This window comes from Nocardia sp. NPDC056000 (assembly GCF_042269265.1).
Lineage (GTDB): Bacteria > Actinomycetota > Actinomycetes > Mycobacteriales > Mycobacteriaceae > Nocardia.
This window is the reverse complement of the sequence record NZ_JBHJXS010000005.1, coordinates 225156-245667: the sequence shown is the minus strand read 5'-3', so window position 1 is coordinate 245667 and position 20512 is coordinate 225156. Positions and strand designations below refer to the sequence as shown.

The window sequence follows — 20512 nt, the reverse complement described above, 5'->3', positions numbered from 1 at the left end:
GGGTCGTGTTGCCGATGATCGAGATCGCCTCGACCCGTAGACCTCGCCATCGCCGGCTACGACATGACCCCCGACAAGGTTGCCGCCCTCACCGCACCCGCGCTCGTGCTGCACGGCACCGCGGACGAGGCGGTGCCGTACGCCGCAGCGGTACGACTGACCGAGACGCTGCCCGACGCTCGCCTCATCACCTACGAAGGAGCCGGTCACAACTATCCCGTCGACGTCGGCGCCCGCGCCAACACCGACGTGCTGACATTCCTGGCCGATCGAACCCGGCAGCTCGAAGGACCTGAGCGCGGTCCGCCGACCCTGCCTCGCCGGACTCCCGGCCCCGGTTCATCGGCCGAGACCGATCAACCGGGCCGCCGCGTCGCGGATCACCGCCGACGCTTGGGCTCGCGTGCTGATCTCGGGTATCTGCACCAGCCACCAGGTAGCTCCGGCGGCGCGGTATGCATCGGGATCCCGGTCGGCGGCACCGGCGACGGCGATCTCGAATCCGTCCAAGCTGCCACGGAATTCGCCGATGAGCTCCAGCATCGCGACCAGGTCGGGCGGGGACGCCTCGGGGCAGCACCCGTCGAATCGCGCCGCTCGGCGCAGCGGTGCCCGGTTCAGCGACTGCGTCGCGACCCAGACCGGGATCCTGGGAACCTGCAGTGGACGCGGTAGGAAACTCAACCCGTCCACCTGGAAGTGCGGTCCGTGGTGATCGACCACCGCGCCACTCCACAGCGCGGTGATCACCTCGAGGCTTTCGTCGAGCAGCCGGGCCCGCGCCCGGGCATCGGGCTCCTCCCCGAGCGCGGTGAGCTCACCGCCGGTGTTCGACCCCAATCCGACGCCCAGCACGAACCTGCCGCCGCTGAGCTGGTCCAGCGCGACGGATTGTCGCGCCACGTCGTGCGGACGCCGCCGCGATAACGGCGTCACCCGCGGCCCGAACCGCACCGTGCGGGTGGCGGCGGCGATCGCGGCCAGGGCGATCCACGCATCGCACACCGGCAACCCCGGCCGCTGCGGTCGAATCACGTGGTCCCACAGGAAGACTCCATCGAAACCCGATGCCTCGGCCTCGGCCGCGAGGTCGGCCAGCACCCTCGGATCGGCCAGCTCCCCGAACGGCGGCAGATACACCCCTAGGCGCATCAGCCCAGCGTATTACGCGATCATCGATTGCCCGGTGACCCTGCCGACGAGTTGCCGTGTTCGATGCGGCGGTCTCGCCGGTCTACCCCAGATCGGCCAATGCCAGTCCGGTCAGCGGGCCGCCGGGGCGGGCGATCACCTCGTCGGTGCCGTCGGACAGATCGACCAGCCGGATCGATCCACCCAAATCGCTGACGTAGAAACGAGATTCGCTGACAGCCGCGACGCCGATTGCTTCGCGGTATCCACTCGACAGGATCTGTGGCGGCCCGGGGGCGGGCTGTACGGTGGCCCGGTTGAGGGTGTTGCCTTCCGGGGCCTTGCCGCGGTCGGTCCACACCAGCGTCCCGTCATCGAGCAGTTCCAGATCGATCGGCTCGGGCAGGTCCTGCCACAGCAGTTCGATATCGCCCCGGTGGCGCGGGGACGCACCGGTCGGCAATTTCAGTGGGGCCCGGAAGATTCGGCCGTCACCGGCCTTCGATGCGCCCTTCTGGGTCCAGTACAGGAGCCTGCGGTCCAGATCGAGGCAGATGCCGACGGGCCAATTACGCACTACCTCAGCATCTTCGGGGCCTTCGCCGGTAACCACCAGCGCATGCAGATCGCCGCCGTCGAGGTCGCAGGTGAGCACCTGCATTCCTTCGCGGTCGCACCAGTAGAGCCTGCCCGCGGCGAAGTCGGCGGTGAGCTGCTTGCCGGTGGTGAACCCGCCGGCCGGAACGATCGTCGTGCGCTGCTCGCCGGCGAAGTCGACGCGTTCGATCTTGCCGTTGCGCCGGAAGAACGGTGGCTCGCCCCCGGGTTCGGGGCGGGTGTCGGGTGCGCCCATGCTGGTCCAGTAGATGTGGCCGCGCCCCTGATCGACCACGATGCCGTCGGGCGTCGCGTCCAGGCCCTCGACCAGGGTGCGCACCCGGCTGCCGTCCAGCGAAATGGCGTGCATCGCACGTGCTTTCAAATCCAGTGCGAGCAGTTCGGTCATGAGGTCGCCCTCCGGCTCAGCTCTGCTTCGGCTCGGGGTAGTCGTCGTAGAAGCCCGCGCCCGTTTTCACCCCGAGCTTGCCCTGGTCGATGTACTTGCGCAGCAGGATGCGCGGGCCTTCGGGCAGATTCGGATTCTCCTGGGCGTAATGCTCCTCGATATCGAGCACGACATCGAGACCGACCTGATCCATCATTCGGAACGGCCCGGCCTTGGTGCCGAAATTCATCGCGAACATCGCGTCGACGTCCTCGGGAACCGACACGCCTTCGTAGACCACCTCGAGCGATTCCCGTTTCAGCGCCGCCCAGATGCGGTTGAAGATGAATCCGGTGCTTTCCCGGCGGCAATGGAACGGATGCAGTCCGTACTCGGGAAAAGTGCGCAGCACGAAATCGATGATCTCGGGCGCGGTGTTCCCATCGGACATGACATCGAGCGCGGTCGCCGCAGGCGGCATATAGAAGTGCGTGTTGAGCATGCGATCGTTGGTTTTCAGTCCCTCGGTGAACAAACGGCTCGCATACGACGAGGAATTCGAGGCGATGATCGCATCGGCGGCACAATCGGTCTCCAATTGCGCGAAGATCGCCTTCTTCAATTCCAGTTTCTCCGGCACCGCCTCGACCACCAGCCACGCATTGGCCACGGCATCGGCCTGATCCGGCACGTAGGTGACCGTTCCCGGGGTGCCGCCGTCGACTTTCGCTGCCACCGTGGGCAATTCGGCCATGGCATAGGCGACGGCCTGCTCACCCTGTTCGGTATTCGGGTCGGTGATGTGGGCTTGGCCGCCCCGGGTGGCGAACATCAGGGCGATCCGGCGTCCGAGCGTGCCCGCGCCGACGACAGCGACCGGACGGTTACGGTAATTCTGCGGAATCGGGGTCACGAATGGCTCCTTCGGTCCGGGCGAACACGAGGGTGACACCGGCACCCGAGTCTATTGATTCCGTCACGGCCAATCGTGCGCACGGCAACGGAGTTATCGAATCGCAAACCGATTGGCGCTGGATCCGGCGGTATGTCCCCGATGATGGTCATTGTGAACTGAGCCGAGCTCTCGACCAGCCCATTCTCGATCGGCGCAGCGTTTCCACCCAACCTTCAGCAGTGGCCGGCAGGTGACGGGAGCGACGTTATGCAGGGATTCTCTCGGGATACGGGAGTTCACGGTTCGCTCGAGCACATACCCGCGGACGGGAAACGCAAGGTCGTGTTGTGGGCGACGATCATCGCGGTCGGCGGTTTCCTTTTCGGCTACGACACCGGTGTCGTCTCCGGAGCCCTGCTGTTCATCAGCGCGGAATTCGATTTGAACTCGGTGCAGCAGGGCAGCATCGTCAGCGTGCTGCTGATCGGCGCGATGGCCGGAGCCATGTCGGCGGGCCGCATCGCGGACCGGCTGGGTCGACGAAACGCGCTGGCGGTCGAGAGCGCGGTGTTCATCCTGGGCACCCTGCTCGCGGTTGCGGCCCACCACTATTGGGTCCTGCTACTCGCGCGGGTCGTGCTGGGGCTGGCGGTGGGCGCGGCCTCGGCGACGGTGCCGGTGTACCTGTCGGAAATATCTCCCGCCGAGATCAGGGGCCGGATCCTGAGCATGAACCAGCTCTTGATCACCGTGGGCATCGTGGTGTCCTACCTGGTCGATCTGGCCTTCGCCGGTAGCGGGAATTGGCGCGCCATGTTCGCGGTCGGGCTCATCCCGGCGGTGGTGCTGTGCCTGGGCACCTTGTTCGTGGTCCCCGAGTCCTATATGTGGCTGCTCGCGCACGGGCGGGTCGATCAGGCCCGGGGGCTGGTCGCCGGTGTGGCGGGCACCGAGGCGGCCGATCGTCTGGTGGAGCGCTTCCGGCGCAGCGAACAGCAGCATGGATCGGGGCGGCGCGAGCCCGCGGGTCTGCGATCGCTGCTGGCGCCGCGGGTGCGCCCGGCGTTGATCGTCGGGGTCACGATGGCCGCGATTCAGCAGTTCGGCGGGATCAACACCATCATCTATTTCGCACCGACCATCATCGCGCAAACCGGTCTGACGGCATCGAATTCGATCTTCTACTCGGTCTTCATCGGCGTGGTGAACCTGGCCATGACGGTGGTCTCGATGAGCACCGTCGATCGCTTCGGGCGTCGGCCGGTGCTGATCGTCTCGCTGCTGGGCATGCTGCTCACCGTGTCGCTGCTGGGTCTGAGCTTCATCGCCGAGATGAGTCCGACACTGTCGCTGGTCTTCATGGTGCTCTACATCGCGTGCTTCGCGGGCGGGTTGGGTCCGGTGTTCTGGGTGCTCGTCGGTGAGGTCTTCCCGCCCCGATTGCGCGCCCAGGGCTCCAGCGCCGCGACCACGGTCAACTGGTTCTCCAATTTCGTTGTCAGCCAAGCATTCCTGCCGCTGGCCACGGTCCTCGGGCAGGGCCAGACCTTCCTGATCTTCGGTGTCATCTGCCTGCTGGGCCTGATGTTCGTCACCCGGTTCGTGCCCGAGACCAAGAATCGCAGCTACGACGCGATCGACGCCTCGCTGCACAAACGCTTCGAACACGGCCACCACACCGAGCCCGCGGTGCGTTCGACCGGGTGACCGACCGGCCGGGGTGTTCCACGCGGGAGAACACCCCGGCCGTTCGTCAGTGCGGCGCCGGGACTATCAGCGCAGCGCCTTGGCCGCCGCGACCAGGTTGCGCAGCGATGCGGTCACCTCATCGGTGCGACGGGTTTTGAGACCGCAGTCTGGATTGACCCAGAGTCGTTCGGCGGGAACGGCTTTGAGAGCCAGGGCGAGCGACTTCTCGATTTCCTCGGTACCGGGCACGCGCGGGGAGTGGATGTCGTAGACACCCGGTCCCACACCGAGATCGAAACCGGCCGCGTTGAGGTCGTCCAGGACCTCCATATGCGAGCGGGCGGCCTCGATGGAGGTGACGTCGGCGTCCAGGCCCGCGATAGCGCCGATGACCTCACCGAACTCCGAATAGCACAGGTGCGTGTGGATTTGGGTGGTGTCCGCGACGCCGGCGGTCGAGAGGCGGAACGCGTCCACCGCCCACTCCAGGTACGCGGCCTGATCGGCTTTGCGCAGCGGGAGCAGCTCGCGCAGGGCGGGCTCGTCGACCTGGATGATGCCGATGCCGGCGCTCTCCAGATCGACGGTCTCGTCACGGATCGCGAGTGCGATCTGGCGGGCGGTATCGGCCAGCGGCTGATCGTCGCGAATGAACGACCAGGCCAGGATGGTGACCGGACCCGTCAGCATGCCCTTGACCGGCTTGCTGGTCAGGGACTGTGCGTAGGTGATCCACTGCACGGTCATCACCTCCGGGCGCACCACATCGCCGTACACGATCGGCGGGCGCACGCAGCGGGTGCCGTAGGACTGCACCCAGCCGTTGATCGTGGCGGCGAACCCGTCGAGCTGTTCGGCGAAGTACTGCACCATGTCGTTGCGCTCGGGCTCACCGTGCACCAGCACGTCGAGTCCGATTTCCTCTTGCAGCGCAATGACTTCGGCGATCTCGGCGCGCATGCGGGCGTCGTATTCGGCGGCGTCGATCTCGCCCTTGCGCAGCTCGGCGCGGGCGATCCGGATGCGGCTGGTCTGCGGGTAGGAGCCGATGGTGGTGGTCGGCAGCAGCGGCAGGTTCAGCCGCTCCTGCTGCACCGTGCGGCGTTCGTCGGCCGGGGTGCGGCTGATCGCGTCCGCGTCCAGACCAGCCAGGCGTTCGCGCACCGACTCGACCCGCAGGCGCGGATCGGCCTTGCGGTCCGCCACGGCGGTGCGCGCGACCGCGAGTGCCTCGGCGACCGCGGTCTCGCCGTCGGTGAGAGCTGTTGCCAGCACGCGGATTTCGGCGATCTTCTCTTCGCCGAACGCCAGCCAGCTGCGCAGCCGGTCATCCAGATCGGTCTCGGGTGCGAGGCTGTACGGCACGTGCAGCAGCGAGCAGGAGCTCGACACGGCAACGCTCACACCGGCTTCGCGCAGACCGGTCAGGCGCGGCAGCGCGTGATCGGGATCCACCCGCCAGATGTTGTGGCCGTCGACCACGCCCGCCACGATCAGCTTGTTCGTGATCGACTGCGCCGCAGCCACATCCGCGTCACCACCGGCGACCAGATCGAGCGCGATGCCCTCGATGCCGGTCTCGGCGAGCGCGGGCAGCGCCTCCCCCACTCGCCCGAAGTAGGTGGCCACCAGGATCGAGGGCCGCGAACTCGCCTGCGACAGTTGCTGATAGGTGTCGCGCACCGCGGCCAGCTCGGCGGCGGACAGGTCGGTGACCAGGCTCGGCTCATCGATCTGCACCCAGGTCGCGCCCGCCTCGGCCAGCTGGGTGAGCAGTCGCTCGTACAGCGGCAGCAGGCTCGGCAGCAGGTCGAGCAGATCACTGCCGTCGACCGATTTGGCGAGCTTGAGGAAGGTGATCGGCCCGACCACCACCGGCCGTGCCGGAACACCCAGCGCCAGTGCCTCTTTCAGCTCGGCCAGCGGCTTGTCCGGATGCAGCGAGAACTGCGTCGCCGCCGACAACTCCGGCACCAGGTAGTGGTAGTTGGTGTCGAACCACTTGGTCATTTCCAGCGGCGCGACCTCGGCGTTGCCGCGCGCGGCAGCGAAATAACGGTCCAGTTCATCGGCGATACCCGATACCCGCTCGGGCAGTGCGCCCAGCAGGACCGCGGTATCGAGGACCTGGTCGTAGTACGAGAACGTGCCGACCGGAACCGAATCCAGCCCGGCATCACGGGCGGCGGTGAGCGCGGTGGTGCGCAGGTTCCGGGCGACCTCGTGCAGGGCGGCGGCGTCGCTGCGCCCGGCCCAGTACGCTTCGATCGCCTTCTTGAGCTCCCGGTTCGGACCGATACGCGGTAGCCCCAGCACTGTTGCGGTGAAGGTGTTTTCAGGGTTCGACATCGAATGAACTCCATGGTTCAGCAGCCAGTGACCGCCACCCATAACGAGCGCACACCCAGCGAGCCCACAGCAGCATCGTTCCCGTGCCCGGGTCCACTCGGCGCAACGCCCAATCCACGAGGCGACGACCGCCGGATACGGCGTATCCGGCACAGCGGGCAGGTCTTCGGACTCGTGGGCATCGACCCCGATGGGGTCGGCCCCGACGCTCGAGGCCCGGGGCTGGTCCTACTGACCGTCGCTTCCCAGGCATACTTCCGGCGCCCAGTGCGAATGACGGCTGTCGTTCCCACTCACCGCTGCGGGACAGTCCCGGATTCTCACCGGGTTCCCTCTCGCCCACCGGCGCGCGAACGCACCGTCGGGCTTCGACGCCATCGGGTTGGGGTCAGGGGCTCCTCGACTCCACCTCCGGCGAACCAGCTGCGGAGGCGAATATAGCGAAAACCAATGGCATAGCGAAAGGCGGGGGGTCATTCGATCGCACGGAAACTCACATCTGCGCGGCATAGGCGGGAAACCGTTCGCGCACCGCGGCATCGAACGCGGACGCATCCTCGAGACTGTCCCACCGGTGGAACCGATCCCGCTGGAGGTACCACCGCATCAGCTCCGCCGCATCGCGCACCCGGCCGTCCAGTACACAGAGCAGAACCGTTCCGCGCAGCAGCGTCGGATCGGGGTTGGTGTCCCACGGCGCGATGGTCGGTTCGCGTGCTGGCTCGAGCAGCGCGGCGAACGTGGACCGTTCGGCGAGCCACTCGCGCACGGGACCGCGCACGCACTCCATGTACTGCGCCACCGCCCCTTCGAGCTGGCCGTCGGCATCGATCGCCATCACGAGCGGCTTCGGCGAACCATCCAACATATCGAAGCGCCCGCGATTGATATCGCCGTGACTGAGCCCATCGCCGGGCAACTCACGCATGACCTCCGCGACAGCGGGCGATCCGATTCGCACGGTGCCTTCCAGACGAAGTCCCCCGTCACGGTGGCGCTCGATGTGCGCATCGACAGTCGAGGTCAGCCTCGGAATGGACTCGCTTGTGGGACCGAAGTGGATCTGTGTCCAGAGCAGCTTCCCGGTGGCGGGCCACCGCTGCGGCGGCGCGCACACCGCAAAGCTTTCAGCGTCCATGGCCTTGGTCAGCCGAGTGATGAGCTGCTTGGTCCATTGAGCCTGGTTACGCGCACCCACAACTACTCCCCTACCCGCACCTGGCTGTCAGCGTCGTAACCTACACCGGCCCAACGACACTCAGCGGTCCGCGCGGCGAATGCGATCATAGTGACCGACAACCGAGTTCGCGGGTGACGGGGTGGGGATGAGCAGTCAGGAGTGGGACACCTTCGCGATGAATCTCGCTGGGGTGTTGACTCGAAGTCTGTCGTGCACGGTGATGAACCTGTCGGCGGGTACGAGGTCTCTAGGGATCACCAAGGATGACGATGGTGTGAGCCTGTGCCTGGGTGAGGATCTCGGCGCATCGAGACAGGAGCGACTGCGCCAAACCGGTTGGGCCAGATCGGATTCCGACAAACTGTGGTGGTATCGGATCCGGGACACAGGTTTCGCGGCCTGCCGCGATATCGCATGTGCCGCAATCGATGTACTGCGATTGGTGCTGGAATTCGCCTCACCCGACAGTGTTCGGGCCGAGGGGTGGGTCGATGCACCCACTGACATACCGGTACCCCTCGGCCAGCTGCGCGCGAGCGCGCCGACTCCGATCGATGACGACGTAGCGGCGCTGCTGGCCATCGCCGAAATTCTGCTGGCCGACTACCCGTGGCTCGTCGCCACTGTTCGGTACAGATTGACCGATCCCGACGAGAGCCACGACCTGGGTCTCTGGCGAGGATTGCTCAGCGTTTTGGGCGAACCATTCTTCGGCGGACTCGGGGTAATCGCACAATGCGACTGGAAGCAGGAGCGGAACCAAGTGCGAGACATGTTGCGGCGCTTACCCTCCCATCCAGAGGCACTGTCGTGGGACTGGTACCCCGACTTTCTCGCCTCAACCGCGGACTGGGATTCCGGTGATATCACCGAAGCCTTGCTCGCTCGCGTCGGCACGTATTGCGGCCCGCTCGGGTTCGCGCTGGTGTCGCTCGAGACCGAAAGTGACTACTATGCAGTCACTTTCATTCCTCTCGATCAGATGGATCGGCTCACAGCGCTCACGACCATAGCCGGCCATCGAGTGCGGGCATTGCCACTGTCTCGATAGCTGGTCGCCGCCCGAAAGGCGAGTGTTCACTGTGGTCCGCGTGGTACGCCCAGTTCCGCATCGAGGTAGGTCAGGGTCGGGTCATCGGTGAGGGCTTCTGCGGTGAAGGTGAGCTCGCGCGGGTCGGTCACATCGAAGACGTCGCGAAAGGTGGCGACCGTGCGCGGCACGAGCAGGCGCAGGGTGGAATCCCGCAACGTTCGTACGGGCGCGGCATTCCACATCGGGTATTCGGTGCCCTCGCCTTCGAGTGGGCCCCATTCCCAGCCGAGTTCGCTCATCTGCTGCCGCAACTGCGCGCGGTCACGAGACGACGTGGGTCCCACCAGCGCGATGGTGTGAACGCTGAACTGGTTGATGAACTCGACGACGGTGTAGTCAGGATCGTCGGTGGGCGCGTGCAATCTCAGGATTGCCCCGTAGGGCAGGGTGTTGATCGCCCACTCCAGCCGTTCGGCGAAATCGTCCCAGCTCGTGCAGGTTTCGGTCGCGTTGCGGTGGGTCGGGCGATCCGGAGCCACCGCGGTCAGCTCCTTCGTGATCCCGTAGAGGGCGGCCTCGGGACCGTCGTCGTTCGCGACGGTGTAGCGAAGCCGTTGCGGTGAGGCACCCCAGCCCTCGCGGAAGATTTCCACCAGCGCGGCCGCGACCTCCTTACGAAATCTCTCGATGTCGGTCCACGCGGTCGAGACTTCGCACACCGCCGGGTCATCCGGGTCCTCGAACACCGCGAAGGGGCCCCACATGGGTCCGTCATCGGCGCGGATAACCTCTCCGGTGGTCAGATACAGCGTCCCGACATTGGTCGTGCGATGCGTTCGGAGGACCTCGACCAAACGCCGTCGCTCGTCCGGCTCATCGGGGAGCGGAACAATGACCGAGATTCCACCGTTGTCGCGGAACAACACTCGATACCCGGTCTCGATATCCCGGATCTGCAGCAGCGCACCCTCGTGCTCCCCGGGAGGGTACGGATACAGGTACAACGGCAACTCCTCCAGCAGTTGCTCCCAGTTGTGATCGACCATGTTTCCCCCACGACTCCTCGGTAACCGAACTCTTCGATCACCGACAACCTAACGATGCCGACCGACACATCGGCTCGCCGGCAACCACTTCCGATCGCATCGCATAGCACGGAGCGGCCCGCGTCGGCTACCGTGTGGCCGGCGGTCGGTCCAGATATGAAGGGGGACAATTCATGGGCTCGTTGGTGGCGCGAAAGGTCGCTGCATTGTTGAGCGTGGCAGCGGTCTTCGGATTGGTGGGACTCGGCATCGGAATCAACATGCTGGCCGGCTCCGAGGTCAAATGCAACGGTGTGGTCATGCATGACGGTGGAAAACCCTGTGGCACAGCACAACTCGACCGCGCGACCAAACGCGATGAGGACGTCGAGAAGGCGTGGAAGGCAGTCGCGGCGGGATTGGGCGCGACAGTGGTGTGCGGTGGGGCCGCAATAGCCTTGGCCGTGTACTCGATTCGGCGCGATCGACTGCCGGCACGCTGATCTCCCGCTGGTCTTCCTACCCAGCGGAGAACAATAATGAGTGCCATTGCGCGACTGCTGGATCAGCTGGTTCTGCTGTCGCCCGCCGACATCCAGGACTGGCTGCGGGCGCACGCACCGTCGTCGACTGAATCGAACTGGCTCGGACTCGCTGAAGTCGCGGGACACGAAGCGATGCGCATCGCGGACAACACCGCTCTCGACTGGGCTCGTCTCGATCACGGTGCGCGAACTGATCGCCGAGACGACCGGCGACGAATCCTATCGGCAGAATCAGATTCGCAATGCCATGAACTTGCGTGTGGAAATGATCAACAAATTCGGCCCCGCTATCGCCGATCCGGTGCGCGACAGAGACTGCGTGTACCGATGGTTTCTCGATCGCCACTCCGGTCAACTCGCGCGCGCAACTTCCGATTCTTCGCACTGGCAGAGTTTGTCGATTGACCGGATCGGTGAGCTACGACGAATCAAGAACGAACTCAATGTGCTTCGGAATCTTCGACACCGCAGTGAACCCGAGGCAGCCGCATTGCACGGTTGGATGGAGATCTGGCCACGACTGCCCTGAGGATCGGCCTGTGCGGCTAGGGGTTGTCGGGCTACCAGCCGGGCGAAGCTTGCTCACCCGCACTCGGCGATCGGGCTACGGGCAGCGGGCGGATTCGTCGGTGTGGCCGACGCCGATCCGGCAGCGAAATAACAGAGTGAGAATCTTTGCGGCGGTGGAGATCACAACACCAAGACGAGTTCGCATACTGACGTCCTATCTTGCGGCAGGGCCGCATCACGCCGCGGTCCGAACAGTATCCAGGTGCACTCGGCCGAGACACCCCGGAAACCGTTGCTATCGGAGCTGGCCGATCCAGAGCGCGGGACGCGGCATTCGCCTAAATTCGCGCGCGATACTGCTGAACCTCGCCCTGGGTATGGTCGACGGGTGTTCAAGGTCGAAATGAGACGACGGTTCGACGCTCGTCAGGGCCTCTCATCGCCGGTCTGGCGAGAGTCCGGCCGCACACCAGTCGCCGTCGTCAGCGTGATGATGCGGGTCGGTTTCGCGTTCTCCGACACCCAGCTCGACGACAACGGGCGGTTCGTCGACACCGACACTCTCGAACACCCTCGACACCTACGCCGACCGTCTTGCCTGTGATCCGTGGACACAGCTGTTCGATCATCGCCCCACCTTCGAGCACGTCGCCAGGTGGCTGTATCAGGAGCTGGCGCAACACATTCCACTACTGACACACGTATCGCTCGACAATGAGTCGTTGGGCGTCACAACCACCTACCACGCAGATCAGGCAGCGACCTTCTGACGCGTACAGGGTGTGGCCCGTTCCTCAGCACGCGCCACAGCTGCTTCGAATCGCCCACTCCGCGCCAGCTCGATGTGTTCGACCCACTACTGCTTGGCCGGTCGAAACAGATGTGTAAGCGGCAGTAGCGGGCGTTTGCGAATACCCCGGGGCCGAGCGGCAGGTCGGCGGTGCACGCGTCACAGCGGAGTGGCTGGTCGAGCCGCGTGGGTCGCGGTAGGTCAGGTCAGAACACCGGGTGATGAAGTGCCCAGCCAGCCTTCATTTCAGGCCGGGCCCGTCGTCGATACGGAAGTCGCTCGTAGTCATCGGTCCGAATGTCTCCGGCCCACTGAACATAGAGACAGGGACGTACCAGAGGTTGCTGTCGCCAAGGCCGCGCGCAACGGGCGCGAGCTCTCCCGCGACGTACCGCGCGATAGGGGAGCCCGATTCGTCAACGACGGTAATTGTTGCGGGAATTGCTGTCCCGCCGGTGAGAGTCAGAGTGGCTCCTTTGGCACCAGCGGTGAGGGTGAGCGTGCCCGGCTTTGGCTCAGCAGCATCGCCGACGACGTCGAGGGTGATCCCTGTGCCTTCTGGTTGGTCGTCTCGGGGTGCCTTCTCAGTCATGTTGCTGCCCTTCAATTTCGTTGGGACGGCCAGTGCCACGCATCGGCCCAAAGGATCCCACGGAACGCCATCAGCCACGCCCGATTGGTCGTTGCTCCCGCTTCCCAGTCCGGGACGGCATACCGGCGGGAACCCGCGATCAGCGGCATGTGAGTATGTCGCGAACTGCAACCGTTCACTTGCTGAATCACCGCTAGGCAGTGTCCCCGAGGGGCTGCGCCACATGTACGACCAGCGTGATCGAGCGGCTGCCCGGGTCCCACGACGCGGGATGGGGAATACAGTTCGTACCGCCGGGTTGGAAGAGATCGACTGGACAGCCCGACAGGAGACCAGATGACGACCGCGGCCGAGATCATCCCCGAGGAGCTTCGGGATCTGCTGCAACGACCCTTGTTCGCCAACCTCGCGACCGTGCGCGAGGATGGCGGCCCGCAGGTCAACCCGATGTGGTTCTCGTGGGACGGTGAATTCATTCGCTTCACGCACACCAGCTTTCGTCGCAAGTATCGCAACATCAAGGCGACCCCGGCCGTGGCGATCTCAATCATCGACCCCGAGAACCCTTACCGGTACCTCGAGGTGCGCGGCATCGTCGAGCGCATCGACCCGGACCCCACGGGCGCGTTCTTCCGAGAGCTGAACCAGCGATACAACGGCCCGTTCGGCCCGGCGCACCCGAAGGATGCGCCCGACCGTGTCATCTTCGTCGTCCGGCCCACCGCCGTCGGCAAGCGCTGAGTCGCACCCTCGGGCTAGCCGGTGCCGATGAACCGCTCATCGGCATGATGGTGCGTTGGGAAGCTGCTGTCGGCCAGCCGGTTTGGACAGCCGACCGACGTGCGGGTCGCGGCATGAGCGTGCGATCGCCAACAGCCGTGATGCGTTCGACCCGTCGATCTTCCGCAGACCCGCGCTGGCCGTTCCGGACCACGGGTCGCGGTAACCGAGGGTGTTGGACAACGACAGCCCGACTCCACCTATCTGGAGTCGGGCTGTTCAGCGCTGGGGCGTGACGCTGCCTATTCGGTCAGGCCTTGGATCTCGGTCGGGACCAGGGGTTTGATGTCGGGCTGCTCAGTGTCCTCAGACACCGGCACAGCGTAGAAGTCCTCGGTCGGGATAGTTGCGGACACGGTGACCTGTTTGTCGAGCGGTTCTGCCATCGGAGCCTCGATTTCATTCTCGGACTTACGGGATGGGATGGCGCTTGCCACACCATTATCTCTGACCTGAGTTCGTGGGCCGCACGTTCGGGCGAAGGGCTCGACACTAGGTCATCGGCAATATCCTGGGTTGCCGACGCCGAGATGCCCTCTGTCCGTTGATCTTCTGCCGATCCGCGCAGGCCACATCGGGCCGCGCGGGTTGCGGCAGATTAGTGCGTTCAGGGCCCGGCTCCGGTTGATCGTGGTGGATCTCGACGTCGAAGATGGCTTGATGCAGGGCATACGCTTCGTACGGCGGGTGGACGGATTGACCTACGAGTTCGTGCGGGACGGGGACGCGCACGGTTTCCCGTCGTACAGGCGAGTCGACCTGGACATACGGTGTGCGCGCCTTCCCGACTTCGGGTGGGCGGTGTGCACGGCAGAGGGGGCCGTAGCGAGTCGTCCGTTCGATGATGCCGGGCTGGGCGACCTTCCGCCCGAAGGAGTCTGGGTGAGCTTCAAAGGCGATCGCTCATACGTCTACGACCTGGTCAACCCAGCCGCTTCCGAGGCATCGGACTCCGAACTCGCGTAGAGCGGCGCGCCCCGAACTGTCCACCGACGCTCGGTGTCAGTCCGCTCAACTCCAATCCGAACAGCCATATCAGCGGCATGTTAGTGCGTCCGACTGATCTTGTAACCTCATCAAAAAGACCGGCCATGCCACAGGAGGAGCATTTCGGTGAGTACGGCTATTCTCCGGCAAGTAACGCATATTTCGGACGGTGAGTATCTCCTCGTCTTCGATCAAGACGGCTCCGACTTAAAGATCGTGTGCAATATCGATATCCGAGGAGGCGTACCATCGGCGGCTTTTGATCCCGCCGATCTGGTGACATTCGGGCATCTGGGCGACACGCGACCGATTGTAGCCGTTGTTTTAGCTCTGAAGCGTGCGCGCGATAGCTCTGCTGATTCCGATAGGTAACCCGATCAGTAGACATCAGGACCGGTGTGGAGTGGCTGGATGATCCACTGCCCGTTGATCTTCCGAGGTCCGACATTGTCCGTTCCGAACCGCGCGGGATGCGGCAGTTCCGGACGTTCTCGCCGACGGCCACGCCACGAAGTAGACGTCCTACTCGTCGTCGGTTCCATCACGCTCAGTGCGCTGGAAGCTCTCGGCGATCCGCCGGAGGTACTCGCCATACTCGGGTGAATCCAGTTCGTAGGCTTGCTGATTCCAGCGGTGAGCGCTCCATCGGTCGTCGATCTCGGCCTGATGGATCGCCCGGAGCACCGCGGGCCGATAGATCAGAGCCACTCGCCAATCGCCGAGGTATCGAGCCTGGATATGGGCGGTGACGTACTGGCGGCGGTGAGCCGTGCCGACCACGGTCACCACCTCATGACCCTTCCCCGCGAAACCGCCGATCACATGAAGCTTCGCACCAGCCGGGAAGATCTTGTGGCTGCGCAGTTCAGCGTTGGGACCGGACTCCTTGTACGGGTAAGGCAACAACGACGCGACCACACACCACTCGGGCCGAACAGCATCATCGCTCACGGCATCAAGATATCGGCCCACCTGGCAGATCGCGGGCATTGATCCTCAGCACCCGGCCGCAGCCTGTCCGGCGTGAATACCCTTGTAGCGGCATGTCCGGGCGTTCCGCTGTCGCCGGATCGGCCTGTCCCGTTGATCTTCGCCTCGCTCGTGCTGGCTGTTTCGGCCGCGCGGCATCCGCGCGGAAATTTTCGCAGGGTGGAGTCCAGAGCGGTGAACTCCTAGCCAATGATGGGGGCTACCGACTTTCGGGTTGGTCCGGTGCGGGGTCGACCGCTCCGTCGTCTGTCTGCCGGCCGGAGGGGATATTGGATTTCAAGCGGAAATTAGGGTCCAGGAGGTCGTTGAGGCCGAGGCTGCCGAGGCCGGAGCTGACATCTGCGGGGGGCTTGCGGCGCGCGGGTTCTGTCGCCTGTTTCGAGCTCTCTGACACGGGGTCCTGCTCAGTCATGAAAACTCCTCAGTAGCCGCAAGAAGATCAATAACAGTACTGAGAATATGTGATCGGCCAGGTGCGCGACGTGCTTCAACGAAGGCGCGCACATCGGCAGTAGCGGACACCGGAACGGCCCGAGTCGCCTCGGGCCGTTGATCTTTCGAGGGTCCGCGATGGCCGTTTCGGTCCGCGCGCCACGCGGCTACTTAGAGAATGGTGGTAGGGCCGGATCGATCGAGCCCGTCCGTCAACCGCACCCCTCGAAGCCTGCCGAGATCTTGACGCAAGACACAGTGATGGGTCGTCGCGGCGCCATCGGCTTACATGGACGGCACCGTACTCGTCGAGCAGCCAGCCGGTGCGGGCCGGCCCGCCATGCGGTCGTCGATCCAGCGCAGGACTGAGGGGGTCCCGGTGACCGCGAGGCTGACGTGGTCGCTCAATTGGTCTCGTATATAGGTGATTTGCGCCCCCGCCGCGCACCACTGTGCCACCGCCTGATCGCTCACCGCGATGTCGACGATTTCGTCGTGCACGGCGTGATAGTGGAGCATCGGCGTGGTCGGTACTACCGGGCCGAAGTCGAGATCGGCGAACGAGGGCTGTACCTCCTCGAGCAGTTGCGAGAAGGGGATCGTCAGGTAGTCGTCCATGCGCAGAAACGGATGCTGGCCCACGTTCGACGTAGCGCATTTGCTGTCACCCGCAGCCATCAGGGCCTGCCCGGCGGGCGTCAGATACTTGTCGAAAACGGCCGCCAGACGCGGATCGGCGCGCATCATGCCGGGCAGGATCGCCGGCATGAAACCGGAGAACGGACCGGAATCCAGCACCTTCAGATAGCTGCCGAAGTCCGTTCGCCAACCACCGAGGACGGCCCCGACCAGGCGTAGTTCGGGCGCGTAGATCGGTTGCATCTGCGCAGCCGAACTGGTGCCGAGAGACCCGCCGGAGTAGCCCATCGCGGCGACCGGAGTATCGGTGCCGGGCAGGCCGAGTGGCTCGAAACGCTCGGCTGCGCGCACTCCGTCGAGTGTGAGGTAGCCCGGCTGTCTCGCGGCGATCAGCGTCCCCTTCGGCCCCTCCCAGTCGGGGACGGAAATCGCGTGACCCGTCGACAGCATCTGCTCGATCGGTATGAGATCCAGGCTGGAGTCGTACTTGTTGACGACCGGCGCGCCCTGCCGCAGCACGAACGAGGGAGCGCACTGTGGAGCCGACGCGTCTTCGGCGGCCTGATAGGAGATCAAACCTTTGACCTGACCGTTTCGCGGGCGCAGTACCGTCGTCACGGTCGCCATGGGGTTCCCGTCGACATCGGTCGTTCGATACAGCAGCTGCCAGGCGTCGGCGTCCTGCGCCTGCGGCCCCATCGAGGCCACCTCGACAGATCGCGAATTCAGAATGGTGCCCGGAGCCTGCGAGTCCCACCCGGCGGGCGGGGTATAGAACGGGTCGCTCTGCGGAGTCAGCACCGGATCGGCACTGGCGACCGCCGTCGGTGTTCCGGCCAAGTACAACACGGCCGAAGCCGCGATCAGGGCCGAGCGCAGCTGGCTGCGCTTGATCGCCGAACTCGTTGCGCCACAGCTGGATACGGCAGTGTCTACCACTTGACTTCCCTCCCCGGAGGGGGCGACTCCCTAGGCCCCCAAGATGGCAGTCACGGTACCTCCTCAAACTGGAACAGGTGTCAGAAACGGCGGCAAAGATCGCTCGGCTGGTGTCCTATTCGAACCATATGGCAGCCCCAGGACGTCGGCTGCCCTCCTTATTGATCAACCGAGGTACCGAGTCAGCCTTTTCGACGAGCGATCAGCAGCAGATTGGCGTGTTCCATTACCGGCTCAGGACGATGGGAGGTTCGTCCCGAATCCGGTTGCTGCCGCGGAGATGCGGACGGCACAGTGGCACTGTGCGGTCCATCGAGAACTCCGGCCATGACATCTACAAAACGGGCTACAACATCCGACTGGAGTTCGGGCTCGAATGGGAATTGAGACCCGGAATCTCCGTAATCCATTGTGAACGCCAGGCAGCGCGATCGGCAGTGGCCGCGATTGCTGAACTATCCCACGGTCTCTTCGAGCCTTTGGAGCTCGGGATTCGGGTGCTGACGACGAACCAGCCCTACGGAAGGTGGTACCGCTCCGGCCCGGAACCGGCCGCGAGCGGCGGGCATTGGTACCTGAAACCGGCAGAGCTGCAAGCATATCCGACGTTCGAAGGCGCGGTGATCGTCGATACCGAGGTGGTGGACGAAGCCGCCATGCTCGCCGTGGTCGACACCGCCTTCGACCTGCAATATGAGCTGCAGCAAGGTGAATGGGCGTCGTGGGACATCATGTATGTGGACAACACTCTGGCGCGGCTACCGCAATCGTTGGCGCCTGCCGACGGTGAGGACTTCATCGTCGACGATATCGACAATCGCCGTCGAGATCTGTCTTTGGCTGTGACGCGGCGATCGGATGGCGCGTGGGTCGGCTGGGATGGTCCCGGGTGCTGGCCGCCGTTCTCGTTGTCCGCGCAGAGATCGGTCGTGGAGATGGACCACGTCAGTTATGCGACGGTGCTCGACATCGATATCTGCGTGCACTGGTCAGTGTGGTGGGAACACCGATCCCCGGGCCGGATAATGCTCGATCGGGCAGTCGATCGACTCATTCGCAGCGGCTGGCGATACTCGCAGAACCCGCCCAATGGTGGCGGGTACGACGTCTGGAGTTGACGAACCGACCTGGCGACCCGGAGCCTACTCAATTCGGCATGATCGGATGGACTTGCACCAAGGTCCAGCGCGAGGCTCGAACGGAACCGGCCGGTCGGGCCTCGACCGGAATCGACAGCGTTGTCAGTCGAAAATGAACCCGCCGTGAAGCTTCGGATGCTCGGTGCAGTAGTACTACCCACCGCCCAGGCTTTCGCAATAGGGAACCTCGAGGCCTGGATCATCTTCATAGGCGCGGATGAACCGCCGGTCTGGACCCAGGTCGAACGCACAGTGTGTGAGGCCGTAGCTGATCTCGTCGATTGCGTAGAACCCGGCGTGTGTGGGAGCTTCGTGCGCGTCGCAGGCGGTAGCCAGCTTCTCCATCGCCGCACGGGAAGTCGCCCACCCGAGTTTGGCGGGTGTATCTGTCGACACCAGCAGAACCGTGCTCGAAACAATCACCGGCAGAACGACACTCGGCCACCACCGGCGATAGCGGAGCGCTCCGAACGCGGACAGCCACACCCACGGTGCACCCACCATCAACCCGATATCGGCGCACCAGAATCGCAGATGCGGGCCATCGACTCGAGCGGCGAGCACCCAAAGCAGTTCCGGCTCGCGGCGGCTCCAGTTATTGACTCGGAGCGGCCACACATGATGCAGTCACAAAGCTCGCGAAGATGTCGACAGAAGATGCCGGCCAACTAGAGGGGACAGGCCATGGGCGACAAGCAGAAGACCCCCGATTGGGTTGCGGAAACCGGCGCGTGGGTGCTGGAGAACGGGCACCGCACCCTGTTGAAGCTGACCGGAGGCCGCTGGCCGCACAGGCTCGGCTCGATGCAGACGCTGGAGCTGCACACCATCGGCCGCAAGAGCGGTGAGCGGCGCTCCACATTGTTGAGCGCGCCCATTTTCACTCCGGAGCGGATCGTCGTGATCGCCTCGCTCGGCGGCGCGTCACACAACCCCGCCTGGTATCTGAATCTCGTTGCCCATCCCGATGTCGAGATCACCGTGCGCGGTGAAACCAAGCCGTACACCGCGCGCACTGCTTCGCCGCAGGAGAAGGCCGAGCTCTGGCCCGAGATCACCCGCGGCGTTGGCAACCCGTACGACGGATATCAGCGCAGCACTACGCGGGATATCCCGGTGGTTATCTGCGAACCGGCCTGAGGCGGCTCGGTCACGCTCGATGACCGATTCGGTTCGCCCGGCAAGGCGAGCGAGACCCCGTCGGGTGCGGGCCGGATCACTGGCGTTGTGCGACTGGCATTTACAGACCTAGCAGGTCTACGACCCTGGTGTTGGACTCGTTCCCGCCCCCTCGGCGACCCGGCGCTCGAGCAGTTGTTCATCCGATCGTGGTGCCACCGGTGACGGCAGCGACACAAACCCATTCACCTCGGTTGAGGGCGCGGGCCGATTCCGTGTTGAGCGGTCAATGATCCATTGCGGCACGATCTCTCGTGGGTAGAGATGCAGATCCTCCTCGAGGTCGGCACGACCGAATGGGAAGCATTCGGGCTCGTCGTATCCGTACTCGGCGAGCGCGTCACCGGTGCGGCTGATGGTCAGATGCTGGGTGAACCACGTGCCCCGACCGGGCTCGTACATCAACGTACGTTGTTGTTGCGGGATATCTGTGAAGCCCAGCGGTCGGTCGAGCACTGTCGTGCCATCCTGCAGACTGGCCTCGGTTTTCATCTTCACCGACGAACCCGCGGCGACGTAGGTGATGTTCAGCTCGTACCAGTGTTCGGTGGGGCCGTTCGACCACACCTCCTCCACCAGGCGCTCGAACAGCCACTGCTGACGGACCTCGGCCGACGTGTCCGACGACTTCGATCTCCCCATATGCGAATCGACCCGCTCAATCCTCAACTCCCGCAGAGGCAATGAGGCCCGCTGCTCTCGA

Annotated in this window: 22 protein-coding genes, 1 pseudogene and 1 riboswitch; of the genes and pseudogenes, 11 read left to right on the top strand and 12 right to left on the bottom strand. The window is 64.6% G+C overall.

Features of this window, described 5'->3' with window-relative positions; all coding sequences use genetic code 11:
- Positions 1-63: 63 nt before the first annotated feature.
- Positions 64-261: pseudogene (locus ACFC4D_RS16760) on the top strand (alpha/beta fold hydrolase); the annotation flags it as partial.
- 78 nt (positions 262-339) lie between these two features.
- On the opposite strand, the gene ACFC4D_RS16755 reads toward ACFC4D_RS16760, so the two are convergent.
- The 3 genes from ACFC4D_RS16755 to ACFC4D_RS16745 form a co-directional block, all read right to left on the bottom strand.
- Complete coding sequence (locus ACFC4D_RS16755; protein ID WP_376064187.1) at positions 340-1152, bottom strand: LLM class flavin-dependent oxidoreductase; 813 nt, start codon at positions 1150-1152, stop codon at positions 340-342.
- Positions 1153-1234: 82 nt separating this feature from the next.
- A complete protein-coding gene (locus ACFC4D_RS16750; RefSeq protein WP_376064185.1) occupies positions 1235-2137 on the bottom strand; it encodes a hypothetical protein in 903 nt (300 codons plus the stop codon).
- A 16-nt stretch (positions 2138-2153) separates the two neighbouring features.
- Complete coding sequence (locus ACFC4D_RS16745) at positions 2154-3029, bottom strand: 3-hydroxyacyl-CoA dehydrogenase family protein (RefSeq protein WP_376064182.1); 876 nt, start codon at positions 3027-3029, stop codon at positions 2154-2156.
- 249 nt (positions 3030-3278) lie between these two features.
- Here ACFC4D_RS16745 and ACFC4D_RS16740 point away from each other — a divergent pair, with 249 nt between their 5' ends.
- Positions 3279-4718, top strand: a complete 1440-nt coding sequence (locus tag ACFC4D_RS16740; protein WP_376064180.1) for a sugar porter family MFS transporter — start codon at positions 3279-3281, stop codon at positions 4716-4718.
- Positions 4719-4784: 66 nt separating this feature from the next.
- Here the strand turns inward: ACFC4D_RS16740 and metE are convergent, their stop codons facing one another.
- A complete protein-coding gene (metE, locus tag ACFC4D_RS16735) occupies positions 4785-7049 on the bottom strand; it encodes a 5-methyltetrahydropteroyltriglutamate--homocysteine S-methyltransferase (RefSeq protein ID WP_376064178.1) in 2265 nt (754 codons plus the stop codon).
- 139 nt (positions 7050-7188) lie between these two features.
- A riboswitch (cobalamin riboswitch) is annotated at positions 7189-7427 on the bottom strand.
- Between the two features lie 115 nt (positions 7428-7542).
- On the bottom strand, positions 7543-8247 hold the full coding sequence (locus ACFC4D_RS16730; protein ID WP_376064175.1) for a hypothetical protein: 705 nt from the start codon (positions 8245-8247) through the stop codon (positions 7543-7545).
- Between the two features lie 127 nt (positions 8248-8374).
- Between ACFC4D_RS16730 and ACFC4D_RS16725 the strand changes: the two genes are divergently transcribed.
- Entirely contained in the window at positions 8375-9280 is a 906-nt protein-coding gene (locus ACFC4D_RS16725; RefSeq protein ID WP_376064173.1) for a hypothetical protein, read from the top strand.
- Between the two features lie 26 nt (positions 9281-9306).
- On the opposite strand, the gene ACFC4D_RS16720 is transcribed toward ACFC4D_RS16725, so the two are convergent.
- Positions 9307-10308, bottom strand: coding sequence for a hypothetical protein (locus tag ACFC4D_RS16720; protein WP_376064171.1), 1002 nt, complete (start codon positions 10306-10308; stop codon positions 9307-9309).
- Between the two features lie 173 nt (positions 10309-10481).
- On the opposite strand from ACFC4D_RS16720, the gene ACFC4D_RS16715 reads away from it, so the two are divergent.
- From ACFC4D_RS16715 to ACFC4D_RS16705, 3 genes are all read left to right on the top strand, one after another.
- Entirely contained in the window at positions 10482-10790 is a 309-nt protein-coding gene (locus tag ACFC4D_RS16715; protein WP_376064169.1) for a hypothetical protein, read from the top strand.
- Between the two features lie 223 nt (positions 10791-11013).
- Complete coding sequence (locus tag ACFC4D_RS16710; protein ID WP_376064168.1) at positions 11014-11361, top strand: hypothetical protein; 348 nt, start codon at positions 11014-11016, stop codon at positions 11359-11361.
- Positions 11362-11730: 369 nt separating this feature from the next.
- Positions 11731-11946 carry a hypothetical protein gene (locus ACFC4D_RS16705; RefSeq protein ID WP_376064166.1) on the top strand — a complete coding sequence of 72 codons (216 nt, stop codon included), beginning with the start codon at positions 11731-11733 and terminating at the stop codon, positions 11944-11946.
- Between the two features lie 427 nt (positions 11947-12373).
- On the opposite strand, the gene ACFC4D_RS16700 is transcribed toward ACFC4D_RS16705, so the two are convergent.
- Positions 12374-12724, bottom strand: a complete 351-nt coding sequence (locus ACFC4D_RS16700; RefSeq protein WP_376064164.1) for a hypothetical protein — start codon at positions 12722-12724, stop codon at positions 12374-12376.
- Between the two features lie 336 nt (positions 12725-13060).
- Here ACFC4D_RS16700 and ACFC4D_RS16695 point away from each other — a divergent pair, with 336 nt between their 5' ends.
- A complete protein-coding gene (locus ACFC4D_RS16695) occupies positions 13061-13465 on the top strand; it encodes a PPOX class F420-dependent oxidoreductase (protein WP_376064161.1) in 405 nt (134 codons plus the stop codon).
- 281 nt (positions 13466-13746) lie between these two features.
- Here the strand turns inward: ACFC4D_RS16695 and ACFC4D_RS16690 are convergent, their stop codons facing one another.
- Positions 13747-13941, bottom strand: coding sequence for a hypothetical protein (locus ACFC4D_RS16690; protein WP_376064159.1), 195 nt, complete (start codon positions 13939-13941; stop codon positions 13747-13749).
- 223 nt (positions 13942-14164) lie between these two features.
- Between ACFC4D_RS16690 and ACFC4D_RS16685 the strand changes: the two genes are divergently transcribed.
- Both ACFC4D_RS16685 and ACFC4D_RS16680 read left to right on the top strand, forming a co-directional pair.
- Positions 14165-14470, top strand: coding sequence for a hypothetical protein (locus ACFC4D_RS16685; RefSeq protein ID WP_376064026.1), 306 nt, complete (start codon positions 14165-14167; stop codon positions 14468-14470).
- 147 nt (positions 14471-14617) lie between these two features.
- Entirely contained in the window at positions 14618-14863 is a 246-nt protein-coding gene (locus tag ACFC4D_RS16680) for a hypothetical protein (protein ID WP_376064156.1), read from the top strand.
- Positions 14864-15013: 150 nt separating this feature from the next.
- Here the strand turns inward: ACFC4D_RS16680 and ACFC4D_RS16675 are convergent, their stop codons facing one another.
- Both ACFC4D_RS16675 and ACFC4D_RS16670 read right to left on the bottom strand, forming a co-directional pair.
- The gene (locus tag ACFC4D_RS16675; RefSeq protein WP_376064154.1) at positions 15014-15481 is read right to left on the bottom strand and encodes a hypothetical protein; all 468 of its coding nucleotides are present in this window, start codon (positions 15479-15481) and stop codon (positions 15014-15016) included.
- A 717-nt stretch (positions 15482-16198) separates the two neighbouring features.
- On the bottom strand, positions 16199-17491 hold the full coding sequence (locus ACFC4D_RS16670; RefSeq protein WP_376064152.1) for a lipase family protein: 1293 nt from the start codon (positions 17489-17491) through the stop codon (positions 16199-16201).
- 77 nt (positions 17492-17568) lie between these two features.
- Here ACFC4D_RS16670 and ACFC4D_RS16665 point away from each other — a divergent pair, with 77 nt between their 5' ends.
- Positions 17569-18609, top strand: coding sequence for a hypothetical protein (locus tag ACFC4D_RS16665; RefSeq protein WP_376064150.1), 1041 nt, complete (start codon positions 17569-17571; stop codon positions 18607-18609).
- Between the two features lie 174 nt (positions 18610-18783).
- Here ACFC4D_RS16665 and ACFC4D_RS16660 read toward each other — a convergent pair whose 3' ends face one another.
- Positions 18784-19194 carry a hypothetical protein gene (locus ACFC4D_RS16660; RefSeq protein WP_376064147.1) on the bottom strand — a complete coding sequence of 137 codons (411 nt, stop codon included), beginning with the start codon at positions 19192-19194 and terminating at the stop codon, positions 18784-18786.
- A 120-nt stretch (positions 19195-19314) separates the two neighbouring features.
- Here ACFC4D_RS16660 and ACFC4D_RS16655 point away from each other — a divergent pair, with 120 nt between their 5' ends.
- Positions 19315-19770 carry a nitroreductase/quinone reductase family protein gene (locus ACFC4D_RS16655; protein WP_376064145.1) on the top strand — a complete coding sequence of 152 codons (456 nt, stop codon included), beginning with the start codon at positions 19315-19317 and terminating at the stop codon, positions 19768-19770.
- Between the two features lie 117 nt (positions 19771-19887).
- Here ACFC4D_RS16655 and ACFC4D_RS16650 read toward each other — a convergent pair whose 3' ends face one another.
- Entirely contained in the window at positions 19888-20451 is a 564-nt protein-coding gene (locus ACFC4D_RS16650; protein WP_376064144.1) for a hypothetical protein, read from the bottom strand.
- Positions 20452-20512: the final 61 nt, after the last annotated feature.